The 15,096-nt window shown below is 58.5% G+C and carries 14 protein-coding genes and 4 tRNA genes; 11 read left to right on the top strand and 7 right to left on the bottom strand.

The window, feature by feature from the left end:
* Positions 1–186: 186 nt before the first annotated feature.
* The 8 genes from ltaE (at position 187) to mgtE (ending at position 7,985) form a co-directional block, all read left to right on the top strand.
* Positions 187–1,191, top strand: coding sequence for a low-specificity L-threonine aldolase (gene ltaE / locus J3D60_RS14275; protein WP_253491793.1), 1,005 nt, complete (start codon positions 187–189; stop codon positions 1,189–1,191).
* Between the two features lie 145 nt (positions 1,192–1,336).
* A complete protein-coding gene (gene alaS, locus J3D60_RS14270) occupies positions 1,337–3,955 on the top strand; it encodes an alanine--tRNA ligase (protein ID WP_141155834.1) in 2,619 nt (872 codons plus the stop codon).
* A gap of 94 nt (positions 3,956–4,049) precedes the next feature.
* Positions 4,050–5,291 (top strand): aspartate kinase, encoded by a 1,242-nt coding sequence (locus J3D60_RS14265; RefSeq protein ID WP_065939088.1) that lies wholly within the window; start codon positions 4,050–4,052, stop codon positions 5,289–5,291.
* A gap of 175 nt (positions 5,292–5,466) precedes the next feature.
* Entirely contained in the window at positions 5,467–5,700 is a 234-nt protein-coding gene (gene csrA / locus J3D60_RS14260; RefSeq protein WP_065939087.1) for a carbon storage regulator CsrA, read from the top strand.
* Between the two features lie 77 nt (positions 5,701–5,777).
* Positions 5,778–5,868, top strand: a tRNA-Ser gene (locus J3D60_RS14255).
* A gap of 108 nt (positions 5,869–5,976) precedes the next feature.
* A tRNA-Arg gene (locus tag J3D60_RS14250) sits at positions 5,977–6,053 on the top strand.
* A 72-nt stretch (positions 6,054–6,125) separates the two neighbouring features.
* Positions 6,126–6,202, top strand: a tRNA-Arg gene (locus J3D60_RS14245).
* A gap of 340 nt (positions 6,203–6,542) precedes the next feature.
* Positions 6,543–7,985, top strand: a complete 1,443-nt coding sequence (gene mgtE / locus J3D60_RS14240; RefSeq protein WP_065939086.1) for a magnesium transporter — start codon at positions 6,543–6,545, stop codon at positions 7,983–7,985.
* Positions 7,986–8,179: 194 nt separating this feature from the next.
* On the opposite strand, the gene J3D60_RS14235 is transcribed toward mgtE, so the two are convergent.
* The 3 genes from J3D60_RS14235 to J3D60_RS14225 all read right to left on the bottom strand — a co-directional run bounded on the left by J3D60_RS14235 (position 8,180) and on the right by J3D60_RS14225 (position 9,326).
* Complete coding sequence (locus J3D60_RS14235; protein WP_003175643.1) at positions 8,180–8,506, bottom strand: Arc family DNA-binding protein; 327 nt, start codon at positions 8,504–8,506, stop codon at positions 8,180–8,182.
* A 398-nt stretch (positions 8,507–8,904) separates the two neighbouring features.
* Positions 8,905–9,084, bottom strand: coding sequence for a PA3371 family protein (locus tag J3D60_RS14230; RefSeq protein ID WP_065939101.1), 180 nt, complete (start codon positions 9,082–9,084; stop codon positions 8,905–8,907).
* A gap of 11 nt (positions 9,085–9,095) precedes the next feature.
* Complete coding sequence (locus J3D60_RS14225; RefSeq protein WP_065939085.1) at positions 9,096–9,326, bottom strand: hypothetical protein; 231 nt, start codon at positions 9,324–9,326, stop codon at positions 9,096–9,098.
* A 326-nt stretch (positions 9,327–9,652) separates the two neighbouring features.
* Between J3D60_RS14225 and J3D60_RS14220 the strand changes: the two genes are divergently transcribed.
* Together J3D60_RS14220 and J3D60_RS14215 are read left to right on the top strand one after the other, a co-directional pair.
* Positions 9,653–9,729, top strand: a tRNA-Arg gene (locus J3D60_RS14220).
* A 286-nt stretch (positions 9,730–10,015) separates the two neighbouring features.
* On the top strand, positions 10,016–11,398 hold the full coding sequence (locus tag J3D60_RS14215) for an MFS transporter (protein ID WP_253491791.1): 1,383 nt from the start codon (positions 10,016–10,018) through the stop codon (positions 11,396–11,398).
* A gap of 60 nt (positions 11,399–11,458) precedes the next feature.
* Here the strand turns inward: J3D60_RS14215 and J3D60_RS14210 are convergent, their stop codons facing one another.
* The 4 genes from J3D60_RS14210 to flgA form a co-directional block, all read right to left on the bottom strand.
* Positions 11,459–12,208 carry a flagellar brake protein gene (locus tag J3D60_RS14210; protein WP_065939083.1) on the bottom strand — a complete coding sequence of 250 codons (750 nt, stop codon included), beginning with the start codon at positions 12,206–12,208 and terminating at the stop codon, positions 11,459–11,461.
* A 96-nt stretch (positions 12,209–12,304) separates the two neighbouring features.
* The gene (locus J3D60_RS14205) at positions 12,305–12,775 is read right to left on the bottom strand and encodes a flagella synthesis protein FlgN (RefSeq protein WP_065939082.1); all 471 of its coding nucleotides are present in this window, start codon (positions 12,773–12,775) and stop codon (positions 12,305–12,307) included.
* A 48-nt stretch (positions 12,776–12,823) separates the two neighbouring features.
* A complete protein-coding gene (gene flgM / locus J3D60_RS14200; protein WP_065939081.1) occupies positions 12,824–13,147 on the bottom strand; it encodes a flagellar biosynthesis anti-sigma factor FlgM in 324 nt (107 codons plus the stop codon).
* 141 nt (positions 13,148–13,288) lie between these two features.
* Positions 13,289–14,053, bottom strand: coding sequence for a flagellar basal body P-ring formation chaperone FlgA (gene flgA / locus J3D60_RS14195; protein WP_065926183.1), 765 nt, complete (start codon positions 14,051–14,053; stop codon positions 13,289–13,291).
* A gap of 93 nt (positions 14,054–14,146) precedes the next feature.
* On the opposite strand from flgA, the gene J3D60_RS14190 reads away from it, so the two are divergent.
* Positions 14,147–15,079, top strand: coding sequence for a chemotaxis protein CheV (locus J3D60_RS14190; protein WP_027607784.1), 933 nt, complete (start codon positions 14,147–14,149; stop codon positions 15,077–15,079).
* Positions 15,080–15,096: the final 17 nt, after the last annotated feature.

Here is a 15,096-nt window from a genome sequence, read left to right as displayed (position 1 = left end):
AGAACCCTGGCGGCGGAGAGTTTTTAACATGGTTTTTCATAAACTGCACGAGCGTCGTATCGATAAGCTATATCGGTTTGTTTGGTTGGTATTCGATTGAGAACGCGTGGGGCTTGATATTCCGCGGCTTTGCCCGCAGTAATCATCTTCATAAGAATCTTAATGAACCCATTCGAGGCTTGTTTCATGTCTGTGATCGACCTGCGCAGCGACACCGTGACCCAACCCACCGCCGGCATGCTCGACGCCATGGCCAATGCCGCCAGCGGCGATGACGTCTACGGCGAAGACCCCAGCGTCAACCGCCTGGAGGCCGAGCTGGCCAAGCGCCTGGGCTTTGCGGCCGCGCTGTTCGTGCCCACCGGCACCATGAGCAACCTGCTGGCGCTGATGGCCCACTGTGAACGGGGCGAGGAATATATCGTCGGCCAGCAGGCCCACACCTACAAATACGAGGGCGGCGGGGCGGCCGTGCTGGGTTCGATCCAGCCGCAGCCGCTGGACGTGCAGGCGGATGGCTCCCTCGACCTGAATCAGGTGCTCGAGGCCATCAAGCCCGACGACTTCCACTTCGCCCGCACCCGCCTGCTGGCCCTGGAAAACACCATGCAGGGCAAGGTGTTGCCGCTGGACTACCTGGCGAAGGCGCGGGCGTTGACCCGCGAACATGGCCTGGCCCTGCACCTGGATGGCGCGCGACTCTACAACGCGGCGGTCAAGCTTGGGGTCGATGCACGGGAGATCGCCCAGCATTTCGACTCGGTGTCGGTGTGCCTGTCCAAGGGCCTCGGTGCACCGATCGGCTCGGTGCTGTGCGGCTCCACGGCGTTGATCGCCAAGGCTCGCCGCTTGCGCAAGATGGTCGGCGGCGGCATGCGCCAGGCCGGTTCCCTGGCGGCGGCGGGGCTGTACGCCCTGGATCACCAGGTGCAGCGCCTGGCCGACGACCACGCCAATGCGCAATGGCTGGGCGATGAGTTGCGTAATGCCGGTTACGCGGTGGAGCCGGTGCAGACCAACATGGTCTACGTGCAGATCGGCGACCAGGCCCAGGCCTTGAAGGCGTTTGCCGCCGAGTGTGGGATCAAGTTGAGTGCTGCGCCGCGCCTGCGCATGGTGACGCATCTGGATGTGAGCCGGGTGCAGATCGAGCAAGTGCTCAAGGCATTCGTCGATTTTTCGCGCAAATGAGTGTGCAGACCGTCTAATTGAACCTCTCTATCGCATAAACACGCTGTACCACCGGCAAAGGGCCGATATAATGCGGCCTTTTGCCGTCGCTCCGTCTGATGATGTTGCGCACTGGCCTTTGGCCGCAGCCTCCGTGGAAGAACCTATGAAAAGCGCAGAAATCCGTGAAGCCTTCCTTCGCTTCTTCGAAGAGCAAGGTCACACCCGTGTCTCCTCCAGCTCCTTGATCCCAGGCAATGACCCCACCCTGCTGTTCACTAACGCGGGGATGAACCAGTTCAAGGACTGCTTCCTGGGCCAGGAAAAACGCGCCTACACCCGCGCCACCAGCAGCCAGAAGTGCGTGCGTGCCGGCGGCAAGAACAGTGACCTGGAAAACGTCGGCTACACCGCCCGCCACCACACGTTCTTCGAGATGCTGGGTAACTTCAGCTTTGGTGACTATTTCAAGAAAGACGCGATTACCTTCGCCTGGACCTTCCTGACCGGCGTGTTGAAGCTGCCCAAGGAAAAACTCTGGGTGACCGTCTACGCGACGGACGACGAAGCGTATGACATCTGGACCAAGGAAATCGGGGTGCCCGTCGAGCGCATGATTCGCATCGGCGACAACAAGGGCGCGCCTTACGCTTCCGACAACTTCTGGACCATGGGCGACACCGGCCCATGCGGCCCCTGCACCGAGATTTTCTACGATCACGGCGCCGACATCTGGGGTGGCCCACCGGGCTCGCCGGAAGAAGACGGCGACCGTTACATCGAGATCTGGAACAACGTGTTCATGCAGTTCAACCGCACCGCCGATGGCGTGCTGCATCCGCTGCCAGCGCCGTCGGTGGACACCGGCATGGGCCTGGAGCGCATCAGTGCGGTGATGCAGCACGTTCACTCCAACTACGAGATCGACCTGTTCACCAACCTGCTGAGCGCGTCGGCCGCGGCCATTGGTTGTGCCAATGAAAGCCAGTCGTCCCTCAAGGTGGTGTCGGACCACATCCGTTCCTGCGGTTTCCTGATCGCCGACGGTGTACTGCCGTCCAACGAAGGCCGTGGCTACGTGCTGCGTCGCATCATCCGTCGCGCCTGCCGTCACGGTAACAAGCTGGGGGCCACCGGCAGCTTCTTCTACAAGATCGTCGCCGCACTGGTTGCCGAGATGGGCGATGCCTTCCCGGAACTCAAGCAGCAGCAGGACAACATCGAGCGTGTGCTCAAGGCTGAAGAAGAACAGTTCTCCAAGACCCTGGAGCACGGCCTGAAGATTCTGGAACAGGACTTGGCCGAGCTCAAAGGCACCGTGGTGCCGGGCGATGTCGTGTTCAAGCTGTACGACACCTATGGCTTCCCGATGGACCTGACCGCCGACATTGCCCGTGAGCGCGAGCTGACCATCGACGAAGCCGGGTTTGAGCGTGAGATGGAAGCCCAGCGCGTGCGCGCCCGTTCCGCCAGTTCCTTTGGCCTGGACTACAACACCCTGGTCAAGGTTGACGTGCCCACCGAATTCACCGGTTACAAGGCGACCGTTGGCGCGGCCAAGATCGTTGCCATTTATAAAGACGGCAAGTCGGTCGACGTGTTGAGCGAAGGCGAAGAGGCAGTTGTGGTCCTGGACCAGACGCCGTTCTACGCCGAATCCGGTGGCCAGGTCGGTGACTGTGGTTTCCTGAGTTCGACCTCCGGTCGTTTCGAGGTGCGCGACACCACCAAGACCGGCGGTGCGTTCCTGCATCACGGCGTGCTGGTGCTGGGCAACCTGACCGTCGGTGCGCCAGTGGACACCCAGGTCGATGCCGACGTACGCCATGCCACCGCGCTGAACCACTCGGCCACGCACTTGCTGCACGCCGCGCTGCGCCAGGTGCTGGGCGAGCACGTCCAGCAGAAGGGGTCGTTGGTCGACAGCCAGCGCCTGCGTTTCGACTTCAGTCACTTCGAAGCGATCAAGCCTGAGCAGATCAAGGCCCTGGAAGACATCGTCAACGCTGAGATTCGCAAGAACTCCCCGGTAGAAACCGAAGAAACCGACATCGAGACGGCCAAGGCCAAGGGCGCCATGGCGCTGTTCGGCGAGAAATACGGCGACAGCGTGCGCGTGCTGAGCATGGGCGGCGACTTCTCGGTGGAACTGTGTGGCGGTATCCACGCCAACCGTACCGGCGACATCGCCCTGCTGAAGATCATCAGCGAAGGCGGCGTGGCGTCGGGTGTGCGTCGTATTGAGGCGGTGACCGGCGCTGCGGCCCTGGCCTACCTGAATGCGGCTGAAGAACAACTCAAGGAAGCGGCCAGCCTGGTCAAGGGCAGCCGCGACAACCTGATCGACAAGTTGTCCGCCGTTCTGGAGCGCAACCGTGCGCTGGAGAAACAGCTGGAGCAGTTGCAAGCCAAGGCGGCCAGCGCTGCGGGCGACGATCTGTCGGCTTCGGCCGTTGACGTCAAGGACGTGAAAGTCCTGGCTGCACGCCTGGACGGCCAGGACGGCAAGGCGCTGTTGGCCCTGGTCGATCAGTTGAAGAACAAGCTCGGCCGCGCAGTGATCCTGCTCGGCAGTGTCCATGAGGAGAAGGTCGTGCTGGTTGCCGGTGTAACCAAGGACCTGACTGGCCAACTCAAGGCCGGTGATTTGATGAAGCAAGCCGCTGCGGCAGTGGGCGGGAAGGGCGGCGGTCGTCCGGACATGGCGCAAGGCGGTGGTGTAGACGCCAGTGCACTGGACGCGGCCCTGGCCCTGACCGTGCCATTTGTCGAGGCAGGTATTTAAGGCACTGTTAACCCGCCCGTGGTCTAGTCACGGGCTGTTCTGTGCTGGTTGATTGGATATTAGGCGCCCCTTTACGGGCTGAGGCGGCTTGGAAATGGCTTTGATCGTACAGAAATTTGGAGGCACCTCGGTCGGCTCTGTCGAAAGAATCGAGCAGGTGGCCGACAAGGTTAAGAAATTCCGCGATGCCGGTGACGACCTGGTCGTGGTGCTGTCGGCCATGAGCGGCGAGACCAATCGCCTGATCGAACTGGCCAAGGCCATCAGTGGCGAGCAACAGCCGCTGCCGCGTGAGCTGGATGTGATCGTGTCCACCGGCGAGCAGGTGACCATCGCCTTGCTGGCCATGGCCCTGAACAAACGTGGCGTGCCTGCCGTGTCCTACACTGGCAGCCAGGTGCGCATCCTCACCGACAGCGCGCACACCAAGGCCCGGATCCTGCAGATTGACGACCAGAAAATTCGCAGTGATCTGAAAGCCGGGCGCGTGGTAGTTGTAGCGGGCTTCCAGGGTGTGGACGAGCACGGCAACATCACCACCCTCGGGCGTGGCGGTTCTGATACCACCGGTGTGGCCCTGGCTGCGGCCCTCAAGGCTGACGAGTGCCAGATCTACACCGATGTGGATGGCGTCTACACCACCGACCCGCGTGTGGTGTCCGTGGCCCAGCGCCTGGACAAGATCACCTTTGAAGAGATGCTGGAAATGGCCAGCCTCGGCTCCAAGGTGTTGCAGATCCGCGCGGTGGAGTTCGCCGGCAAGTACAACGTTCCGCTGCGCGTATTGCACAGCTTCAAGGAGGGTCCGGGCACCCTCATTACTATTGATGAAGAGGAATCCATGGAACAGCCGATCATTTCCGGCATCGCTTTCAACCGCGATGAAGCCAAGCTGACGATCCGTGGCGTGCCAGACACCCCGGGCGTGGCCTTCAAGATTCTGGGCCCTATCAGCGATGCGAATGTTGAAGTCGACATGATCGTGCAGAACGTCTCGCACGATAACACCACCGATTTCACCTTCACCGTGCACCGCAACGAGTACGATGCGGCGTTGAAAATCCTGGAGAACACCGCGAGCGAAATTGGCGCCCGTGAAGTGGTCGGCGATACCAAGATTGCCAAGGTCTCGATCGTAGGTGTGGGCATGCGTTCCCATGCCGGCGTTGCCAGCCGCATGTTCGGGGCTTTGGCCAAGGAAAGCATCAATATCCAGATGATCTCTACCTCGGAAATCAAAGTTTCGGTGGTGATTGAAGAGAAGTACCTGGAGCTGGCTGTACGCGCGCTGCATACCGCTTTTGAGCTGGATGCTCCTGCCCGACAGGGCGAGTGACGCAATGCCAGGAAGGCGCGGTTTACCGCGCCTTTCATTTTTTTGTAGGGCGCATGGTCTTTTGTGTGCGCTCGACAATACTTAGGCCGTTAGGGCTATGGCTATCGAGTCGTAGGTCGAACGCCTTTTTTTTGCAGACTGTTGTTCCTGAAATGAAATGCGTGAGGAGAAAGGTATGCTGATTCTGACTCGTCGGTGCGCAGAAAGCCTGATTATCGGTGATGGCGAAATCACCGTGACCGTGCTCGGCGTCAAAGGCAATCAAGTACGTATCGGGGTGAATGCTCCGAAAGAGGTAGCGGTCCACCGCGAGGAAATCTACCAGCGGATCAGTAAAGAGAAGGACAGAGAGAAGGGTAAAGATCAGGACGCGCAAAACGACGAACAGAAGGACGAGGAAAAGGACTGAGAACCAAGCCTTTAATTTTTATCGTTTTTTATGTTTGCAAACGGGGATGAACGTGGTTAATATACGCCCCGTGTTGCGGAGAGCTGGCCGAGTGGCCGAAGGCGCTCCCCTGCTAAGGGAGTACACCTCAAAAGGGTGTCGGGGGTTCGAATCCCCCGTTCTCCGCCATTATTTGCTTAGTACGTTGCAATCTGGTTTTTTCGCTAAGTTGTTGAAATTAAACGAAAAAATAGCTTTACATAGAGATTGAACGGCCTATAATGCGCGGCAACAAATGCACTCGTAGCTCAGCTGGATAGAGTACTCGGCTACGAACCGAGCGGTCACAGGTTCGAATCCTGTCGAGTGCACCATTTAAGAGTTAGTTGCAGCAATGCAGGTAGCTTGGCTTCAACCAGTTGTGATCTGGTCTAAAAACACAATCTGCACTCGTAGCTCAGCTGGATAGAGTACTCGGCTACGAACCGAGCGGTCACAGGTTCGAATCCTGTCGAGTGCACCATACAAACAAAAAGCCCGCCTAGTGCGGGCTTTTTGCCGTCTGGGGTTTGTGTAGATCCTTATCTTTTTCTCCTCCCTCGTGTGTTTTTCATTCCGGTGATGGCGTCGCAGTTGAATAGGTGCGGCCAATACTCAACTTTGGCTCGCAAGCGCTTGTTCTTTCCAGTTTTTTGACGTTAAAAACGGATGCACGGTGTATCATTGCGCCCGTCAGCCCCGCCGGGGCTTATGGAATACCTCCATGGACTTACCCAGTAGTTACTCAGTACCCCGTTTTACCAATCATGAATTGACTGATTGATCCTTCCGGCGTGCCCCGCTGCTGGGAGTGGAGTTCGCCTATGACCGAAGTAGAAGTAAAGAAAACACAAGAAAGCCTGCAGGATCGCCTGGCTCAAGTCATCGAGCTGCTGCAGCGCCAGCGCGTGGTCGAAGATTTCACGCACCGCCAGGATGGTCCGAATAACGACCTGGTGGAAAACCTGGTTCACCGCCAGAACCTCGTCGAGTTGCAACGCAAGCTCGATGACCTGCACTCCGCCGACGTTGCCTACATTCTCGAAGCCTTGCCGCTGGATGATCGACTGACCCTCTGGCAGTTGGTCAAGGCCGACCGCGACGGCGATATCCTGCTCGAAGTATCCGACTCGGTCCGTGAAACCTTGATCGCCGACATGGACGATCACGAACTGCTGGCGGCCGCCAGGGAGATGGACGCTGACGAACTGGCCGACCTGGCTCCTGAGTTGCCGCGTGATGTTGTCCATGAACTGATGGAAGCGCTGGACACTCAGCAGCGTGAGCGGGTGCGTTCCGCGCTGTCTTACGATGAGGATCAGGTCGGCGCACTGATGGACTTCGAGATGGTCACCATCCGCGAAGATGTCAGCCTGGAAGTGGTATTGCGTTACCTGCGCCGGCTGAAAGAGCTGCCGAGCCATACCGACAAACTGTTCGTGGTCGACTATGAAGGCATTCTCAAGGGCGTGCTGCCAATCAAGCGCCTGTTGGTCAACGATCCGGAGAAAAAGGTAGCTGACCTGATGGCCAGCGATACCGTGAGCTTTCATCCCGATGAAGATGCCTACGACGCAGCGCAGGCCTTTGAGCGTTACGACTTGATCTCCGCCCCGGTGGTCGACAAGAACGGCAAGCTGATCGGCCGTCTGACCATCGACGAAATCGTCGACTTGATTCGTGAAGAGAGTGAAACCGAAGTCCTCAACATGGCGGGTTTGCGTGAAGAGGAAGATATTTTTGCGTCAGTCTGGCGTTCCCTGCATAACCGCTGGGCCTGGCTGGCCGTTAACCTGATTACTGCGTTTATCGCCTCCCGTGTGATCGGGCTGTTCGAAGGTTCCATCGAGAAGCTGGTGGCCCTGGCGGCGTTGATGCCGATTGTGGCAGGCATTGGTGGTAACTCGGGCAACCAGACCATCACCATGATCGTACGCGCCATGGCGCTGGACCAGGTCAGTACCGCCAACTCTTCGCGCCTGCTGCGCAAGGAGTTGGCAGTGGGCCTGATCAATGGCCTGGTGTGGGGTGGGGTGATTGGCGTGGTGGCCTACTTGCTGTACGGCAGTTGGTCCCTGGGGGTGGTGATGACCGCTGCCATGACCCTCAACCTGCTGCTGGCGGCCCTGATGGGGGTGCTGATCCCCATGACCCTGGCACGCCTTGGGCGCGACCCGGCCATGGGCGCCAGCGTGATGATCACGGCCATGACCGACAGTGGTGGCTTCTTCATCTTCCTCGGTTTGGCGACGATCTTTTTGCTCTGATCTTTCTCGGGCGGGCGCCCTCTGCATAGCAGTTGTCGAGCCTTGGCGAGGCTGGGTCAGCGGTGTGCCAGACAGGGCGCAAACGCAGCCTCGCCAAGGCTCGACAGCTGCGGCGTGATAAAAATGTCGAGACCTGTATAAATCCCAGGCAAAAAAAAGCCAGCACACGGCTGGCTTCGGCTTTCAGTGGCGGATCAATTGGCTTCTGCGGCCGCCTCGACGTCGTGCGCGATAAGCGAGACGAGGGCATTTTGCTGGCGGTGGGAGAGCTGACGAAAACGCTGCAGCAGTTCGCGTTCGTGCAGCGACAGCTCAGGGCTGTCCAGGCGCATGCTCAGTTCGTCACCCAGCGCACCTTCCTGAATAAGGCTCTGCTCCAGGCGCGCGATGATTTCGGAGTTCATGCTGCGGTGATGATTGCGAGCCACCTCGGCAATGCGTTCCCGCATTCCGTCTGGCAGACGTACGACGAACTTGTCAGCCGTACGGCTGGAATAAATTGCCTGTTTCAATGGGCGCATATATTTAACCGGTTAGTTCAGGGGAGCGGTTATTGGAATTGGCCGCAAGATGAGTGTTAAGACAAGACTCACGACCAAAGTTCAACCCGAATTGCAAAGAGGCCGCATCATGCCTCAGATTTGCCAGTTCCTTGGCGTCAATTCTGTGACAAATATTGAACTGCCTAAAGGCTTTATGCCAGCACTCATTTGCATTTTTGCGGACTGGTTGGAAAACTTTTCCATGGGTGATTCCGCAACGGAACTTTCCGTAAGTCCAGGCCAGCACAGGGTTTGAGGCCGCACATCCTATAGCAAAGTGGCCTTTTGCCCTTAGTTTTAAGACTAGTGGCAATTTGCCGATTTACTAGGGTGAGGCGACATAAGGTAGGGGGAGGGCAGAGTAGAGAAGGGACGGGTCAGCGTAAAACCGGGTCAAATTTGATTCGGCGACCCACGACGAGCGTCAACAGAAGCAGGCTTGCGAAAACGCCGGCAGCGACGAATGCGCTGGTTTGCCCATCCTGGGAGCTTGCACTCAGTCCCATAAGGCCAGTGGCGATGGTGAGGCACAGAAACAGCCAGGCAAATTTGCTCATCATCAGTGTCCTTAAAAAACCCAGTGTTCAGATGCGGGCGCGGCCTGGGCGCCTTGAGTCAGGCGTACTGGCGCTTGTGCATTCGGTGTCATCACGGCCAGTTGCGGACGTTGTTGCAAGTGGTGGGGGACTGCCTGCTGGCTAATCTGAGCGGGGTCGTTGCTGCCCGTCGATTGAAAGTGGAACATCACCAGTGCAGCCAAGGCCACGGTGTTGAGAGCTAACAGAATGGCACTGTTCATGGTCGTGTTCTCCGTTTAATGCCTTGGCTGAATGGGGCTTGCAGGAGAACTGTTGCAGGTGTCGTGCCAAAATATAAATTCATTAAAATCAATGGCTTGAGTTTACTTTAGCAGGGTGCGGGGTTGCAATTTGCAATGCTGGCATTTTGGAGGAGTGCATTTTGCACGATCAGGCCAAGTGCCCGTATTTGCGGGGCGAAACCGCGATCGTTCCGGTAAGGCTCGGCCTACACTCAAAAAGCCCACGGACGACATGACAAAACCCAGTTCGGCCGTTAACATGCACGCCGTCTGTCGCAGTGCCCTTGGCCTGATGGCTGTCATTTGTCCCAGTAGCTCAATTGGATAGAGCATCCCCCTCCTAAGGGGAAGGTTGGCCGTTCGAACCGGCCCTGGGACACCAGATTCGAAGTCCGTCGAGAAAGCCCCGCACAGAACCTCCTGGCGGGGCTTTTTTGTGGGCGCTCGATCTTTTTACACGCAGGTCGAACCTTGTCGCCGATCAAGGTTCACAGCAGGTGCTGTGATGTATTTGTCGCAACCATGTACCTTGCGCCCCATCCGACAGCGTCTGAGCTGTAAGCAAAATAATCCCCGGAACAGCGCATGTTGCCTGTCCGGACCCTGTCACCCCGGACTATCATGCCGATAGCCCTGTCTCTCACCGCAAGGAGCCGCTCGGAACGCCGATGCGCCAGATCTGGAAATCTTTTCGAGCCCTTTATTTCGCCTCCTTGATGATGCTGATTGGCTCTGGCCTGCTCAGTACCTACCTGGCCTTGCGCCTGGCGGCCGACCACGTCGACAGCCTATGGGTGGGTGCACTGATGGCGGCCAACTACTTTGGCCTGGTGCTGGGCGGCAAGATCGGGCATCGCCTGATTGCCCGGGTCGGGCATATTCGTGCCTACGCCACCTGTGCCGGGATTGTCGGTGCGGCGGTGCTGGGCCATGGCCTGGTCGATTGGCTGCCGGCCTGGATTGTGCTGCGGGTAATCGTGGGCCTGGGGATGATGTGCCAGTACATGGTCATCGAGAGCTGGCTCAATGAGCAGGCCGATGCCAAGCAGCGTGGCGTGGTGTTCAGCGGTTATATGATCGCTTCCTACCTGGGTCTGGTATTGGGCCAGTTGATACTGGTGATGCATCCCCAGCTTGGCCTGGAGTTGCTGATGCTGGTGGCGCTGTGCTTCGCCTTGTGCCTGGTGCCGGTGGCCATGACCCGACGCATTCACCCGGCGGCCTTGCATCCTGCGCCGATGGAGCCGCGTTTCTTTATCAAGCGTGTGCCGCAGTCGCTGAGTACGGTGTTGGGGGCGGGGTTGATCGTCGGTTCGTTCTACGGCCTGGCGCCGCTGTATGCCTCCCAGCAAGGGTTGAGCACTGAACAGGTGGGTCTGTTCATGGGTAGCTGCATTTTTGCCGGGTTGCTGGTGCAGTGGCCGTTGGGCTGGCTGTCGGATCGTTATGATCGCGCGCTGCTGATCCGCTGCTTCGCCTTGTGCCTGGCGGTGGCGGCACTGCCGTTGGCAATCATGACCCAAGTGCCGCTGGAAGTGCTGTTTGTGGCGGGCTTCCTGTGTTCTCTCGTGCAGTTTTGCCTGTATCCATTGGCGGTGGCGTTTTCCAACGACCATGTAGAGGGGGATCGCCGGGTCTCGCTGACGGCCATGCTGCTGGTGACCTACGGTATCGGCGCCAGTGTCGGGCCGTTGCTGGCGGGTGTGGTGATGAAGCTGTTCGGCAGCCAGATGCTGTATGCGTTTTTCAGTCTGTGCGCGCTGATCCTGGTGTGGCGAATCCGGCCTAAGGCGGTGACCAACCTGCACCAGGTGGAAGATGCCCCCCTGCATCACGTGGCAATGCCCGACAGTATGTCGAGTTCACCGCTGGTGGCGGCGCTGGACCCGCGGGTGGACGAGCAGGTGGTGCAGGAGCAGATGCAGACGGTCCCCGATCCCGAGCCGCAGGCCGATCCGGAGCCGCCGGTGGATGAGCGCGTCTTCGAAGGGCCACCTGAGCCCCTGGGGCCGGACGAGCATCCTCACGAATTGAGCAGGGCGCGCCCCTGAAAGCAAAAACGGGCAGATCCCAAAGGGTCTGCCCGTATTTTTTGCTGCGATGGTTAAGGATCAAAAATCGTCGTCTTTGTCGAACCGTCGTGCTTCACGCTGCAACTGGTACACAAAACGCTCGACCTGGCGTTGCACCAAACCACTCATGTTGTGGAAGCGCACACCGGCAAAGGTCGTGTTGATCCTTTCCTCGAAGTGCAGGTATCGCAGTTCGACGGCGGTGGTCATGCTGCCAAACGGCAGGGCTGCGATAAAACGGTCGTAGACCTGGCCCAGTTGCAGGCGCTCGGAAATATCGCCTTCAAAACGCAACTTGCAGCCGGTGGCGGAAATATCCAGCAGTTTGCCGTTGATCGGCAGCTGAAGCTTCTCGCCGCCCAGCTCAATATTCACCAGTTGCGCCAGCTTCAACGCGGCGCGGAAGGCATTGCGGCGCTGATGGTAGACCACCTCGCCCGGCAGGCTGCCGGTGTAGATACGGTGGCCGTCTTTTTCGCTGATGGTCAAGGTGCCATTGCTTTCCCAGGCGACGCGTACGCCATCATGGAAACCTTCGATGCGAAAGGGTTCGCCGTTTTCGAGGTGGCGCTCGCCGTCGCGGGGGATCATTTCGTCCAGCGCCAGCGTGTTGCTGTCGCGGTTGACGTCCACCAGGTAGCTCTGGAAGCGCTGGCTGCGTTCGTGGAAAGTGATGATCAGCGGGTCATGGCTGTCTTGCAGCATCCGCAAGGTGCCGGCGATTTCCAGAGGCGTGGTGAGGACCTTGGGTGGCTGCGGGGCATCTTCCGCATTAAGGGCGTTGAACACGGTTCTTCCATCTCCAGACAAAATACGACTACACGCAAGAACCGGCATTTTGCCAGCATGTGGCGGGCCTTGGATAGGGCGCGCTGTAAACCGGTGTCAGGCTTGGCTGCGAGTGCTTGGCTTGACCAGGCGCGAGGTGGAGCCCTGGGCGTTATAGAGTGCCGGAGGCTCTCCGCCGTGGAGTATACGCAACTGGTTGGCGGTCGTAGCTTGCTGAAGCTGGATCGACTGACCGTTAAGCAGGTTGGCTTCCTGGCACTGGGCGAGCAATTGGTTGAGTTCTTTGCTCTGGCTCAGCAGTTGATCGCCGACCGAGGAGTGGCTGGCCAACTGCGCCAGGCCGTCGTGGTCTGCCGGCAGGCCGAGGCTGATGAGGATCTGGCTGCGTTTTTTGCCGTGCTGTTCCAGCAGGACGATCAACGACTGCTTGCGTGCCAGAATTTCTTCCAGCAGCGGCATGTCCCGGCCATAGAGGGCCAGTGATTCTTCTTTGAGCAGCTCGAGCAATTGTTGCGTCGGCGCTAGATCATCAATGATCAGTTGAAGCAAATGTTCGTCGTGATGCATGGCTGGCCTTGGGTTTTAAGCGTCCAAAAGCCCTGCGCAGGCCTTTGCCTAGCGCTCGGCTTCGAAGTTAAGCAGCTTGCTGGCTACACGGTTGCTGTCGACTTTATAGCTGCCATCGGCGATCGCCTGTTTCAATTCGGCCACGCGGGCTTTATTGACTACCGGTTGGTCGCGCAGCGAGTCAGTGACCTTCTGCAACTGTTGAGCCTCATTGCTCAGGTGTACGGATTCCCCGCTTTGGCTGGCACTGGCCTGTTCTGCCTTGGCGGGCAGTGCAGGGGCCTTGGCTTCTACGTTGTCCTTGGGACTGGTAGTGCGCGTAGTGCCTGACGTCGTCGGGGTGTTATTCAAACGGCTGAAATCGATGACCATGATAAAAAAACCTCTGGGTATTTGGACGCTTGCCATGTTTTCGGCCATACCCGGACAAACTTTAGGCGCGAATGACAATAAATCTCCGCACGGGGCCTCTCGTGCACAGTGTAGGAAAACCCAGCGTCCTGTACCAGTAATCTATAACGCGACCTCGACTTGCCCTGGGGCTGTCACCCGCGCCTTGATCACGCGGTTGGAGTTGAGGTTCTTGACGCGAATCTGTTCGCTCATGCCGCCGTTGGAGAGCGCTTCGCCCGGCATTTTTACATTCAAGCCGCCGCTGCTCGCGGAAATCACCACCTGGTCGCCCTTGCGGATGACCTCCGCCTGTTCCAGGTGCACCAGGGTAATGACCTGATCGGTGACCACTGGTCGGGTCAATCTCTGCCCGATGGCCTGGTCCAGGGATGTCAGGTAGCCCTGGCTGATCTGGCTGATGTCGCGCTCACGCAGTACAACGTCTTCGAAATCGATGATGCCCGTTCGTTTCAGCGGGCGGGCAACCACCACCACATCACGGAACAATTTGACCTGGGCCGGTACGAACACGGTCCAGGGCGAGGCACCTTCGCAGCGTACCTTTACCGTTACGCGCCCGATCGGTTGGGCGGGACTTTCCAGGGTCGCTGTCAATTCCTTGTCGCACATCGGCATGCGCAGACGCGGGTCCAACTGGTTGACCTGGATTTCATAACGCCCCGGCGTCTGTGTGGTTGCCAGATAATCTTCTACAGTGAACTCAAGAAAGCCTTGGGTGACGCCGATAAGTAGATCAGGCAAGGTGACGTTCTCTGCACGGGCCGTGGTGCCCAGGCTGAAGGCAAGCAGCGCCAGCGGTACGCAGAGCAATCTGCAAAACCGTGTCAGGTGAAGGCGTCGGGAAACTGTCGTTTTAATGTCCATAATTCAACAAATAGCAAAGCTCGTGCCGTTTTAGTGTTGGGGGCGCGCCGCCCTTGTAGGTATAGCCAAAGGTTTTAGCGTAGGAGTCATGGCATGGCAGGAGTAATGGATTCAGTAAACCAGCGCACACAGCTGGTAGGGCAGAATCGCCTGGAGTTGCTGCTGTTTCGCCTGGATGGCAAGCAGCTGTATGGCATCAACGTATTCAAGGTGCGGGAAGTGCTGCAATGTCCCAAGCTGACGATCATGCCCAAGTCCAGTCCGGTGGTGTGCGGTGTGGCGAATATTCGTGGTGCGACTATCCCGATTCTTGACCTGGCCCTGGCCACCGGCTCGGCCGGCCTGCAGGATCGCGAGAACCCGTTCGTGATCATTACCGAGTACAACACCAAGACCCAGGGTTTCCTGGTGCGCTCGGTGGAGCGCATCGTCAACATGAACTGGGAAGAGATCCATCCGCCGCCCAAGGGCACCGGTCGCGATCACTACCTCACGGCGGTGACGCGGGTCGATAACCAGTTGGTGGAGATCATCGACGTGGAGAAGATCCTCGCCGAAGTGGCGCCCACCTCGGAGTCGATTTCCGTGGGTGTGGTCGACGCCGAGACGGCGCACAAGGCGGTCTCGCTGCGTGTACTGACGGTGGATGACTCCTCGGTGGCGCGTAAACAGGTGACTCGCTGCCTGCAAACCGTCGGCGTGGACGTTGTCGCCCTCAATGACGGGCGTCAGGCATTGGATTACCTGCGTAAGCTGGTGGATGAAGGTAAGAAGCCGGAAGAAGAATTCTTGATGATGATCTCTGACATCGAGATGCCGGAAATGGACGGCTATACCCTCACTGCAGAGATACGCAGCGATCCACGCATGCAAAAACTGCATATCATCCTGCATACTTCGTTGTCGGGCGTATTCAATCAGGCGATGGTCAAGAAAGTCGGTGCCGATGACTTCCTGGCCAAATTCCGCCCTGATGACCTGGCATCCCGGGTAGTCGACCGGATCAAGGCAGCAGATCACGGCTAGGGTTTTCCCCTGGCGGT

Source organism: Pseudomonas sp. S3E17 (genome assembly GCF_024168685.1).
GTDB lineage: Bacteria > Pseudomonadota > Gammaproteobacteria > Pseudomonadales > Pseudomonadaceae > Aquipseudomonas > Aquipseudomonas marginalis.
This window is presented reverse-complemented; position numbering and strand designations above follow the sequence as displayed.

Excerpts from the sequence above, each read along its gene's own strand:
- flgA (WP_065926183.1), bottom strand. The coding sequence starts at position 14,053 with ATGGACATTAAAACGACAGTTTCCCGACGCCTTCACCTGACACGGTTT.
- J3D60_RS14265 (WP_065939088.1), top strand. The coding sequence starts at position 4,050 with ATGGCTTTGATCGTACAGAAATTTGGAGGCACCTCGGTCGGCTCTGTC.
- mgtE (WP_065939086.1), top strand. The coding sequence starts at position 6,543 with ATGACCGAAGTAGAAGTAAAGAAAACACAAGAAAGCCTGCAGGATCGC.
- J3D60_RS14225 (WP_065939085.1), bottom strand. The coding sequence starts at position 9,326 with ATGAACAGTGCCATTCTGTTAGCTCTCAACACCGTGGCCTTGGCTGCA.
- J3D60_RS14205 (WP_065939082.1), bottom strand. The coding sequence starts at position 12,775 with ATGCATCACGACGAACATTTGCTTCAACTGATCATTGATGATCTAGCG.
- J3D60_RS14215 (WP_253491791.1), top strand. The coding sequence starts at position 10,016 with ATGCGCCAGATCTGGAAATCTTTTCGAGCCCTTTATTTCGCCTCCTTG.
- flgM (WP_065939081.1), bottom strand. The coding sequence starts at position 13,147 with ATGGTCATCGATTTCAGCCGTTTGAATAACACCCCGACGACGTCAGGC.
- J3D60_RS14230 (WP_065939101.1), bottom strand. The coding sequence starts at position 9,084 with ATGAGCAAATTTGCCTGGCTGTTTCTGTGCCTCACCATCGCCACTGGC.
- alaS (WP_141155834.1), top strand. The coding sequence starts at position 1,337 with ATGAAAAGCGCAGAAATCCGTGAAGCCTTCCTTCGCTTCTTCGAAGAG.
- J3D60_RS14190 (WP_027607784.1), top strand. The coding sequence starts at position 14,147 with ATGGCAGGAGTAATGGATTCAGTAAACCAGCGCACACAGCTGGTAGGG.
- J3D60_RS14235 (WP_003175643.1), bottom strand. The coding sequence starts at position 8,506 with ATGCGCCCATTGAAACAGGCAATTTATTCCAGCCGTACGGCTGACAAG.
- csrA (WP_065939087.1), top strand. The coding sequence starts at position 5,467 with ATGCTGATTCTGACTCGTCGGTGCGCAGAAAGCCTGATTATCGGTGAT.
- ltaE (WP_253491793.1), top strand. The coding sequence starts at position 187 with ATGTCTGTGATCGACCTGCGCAGCGACACCGTGACCCAACCCACCGCC.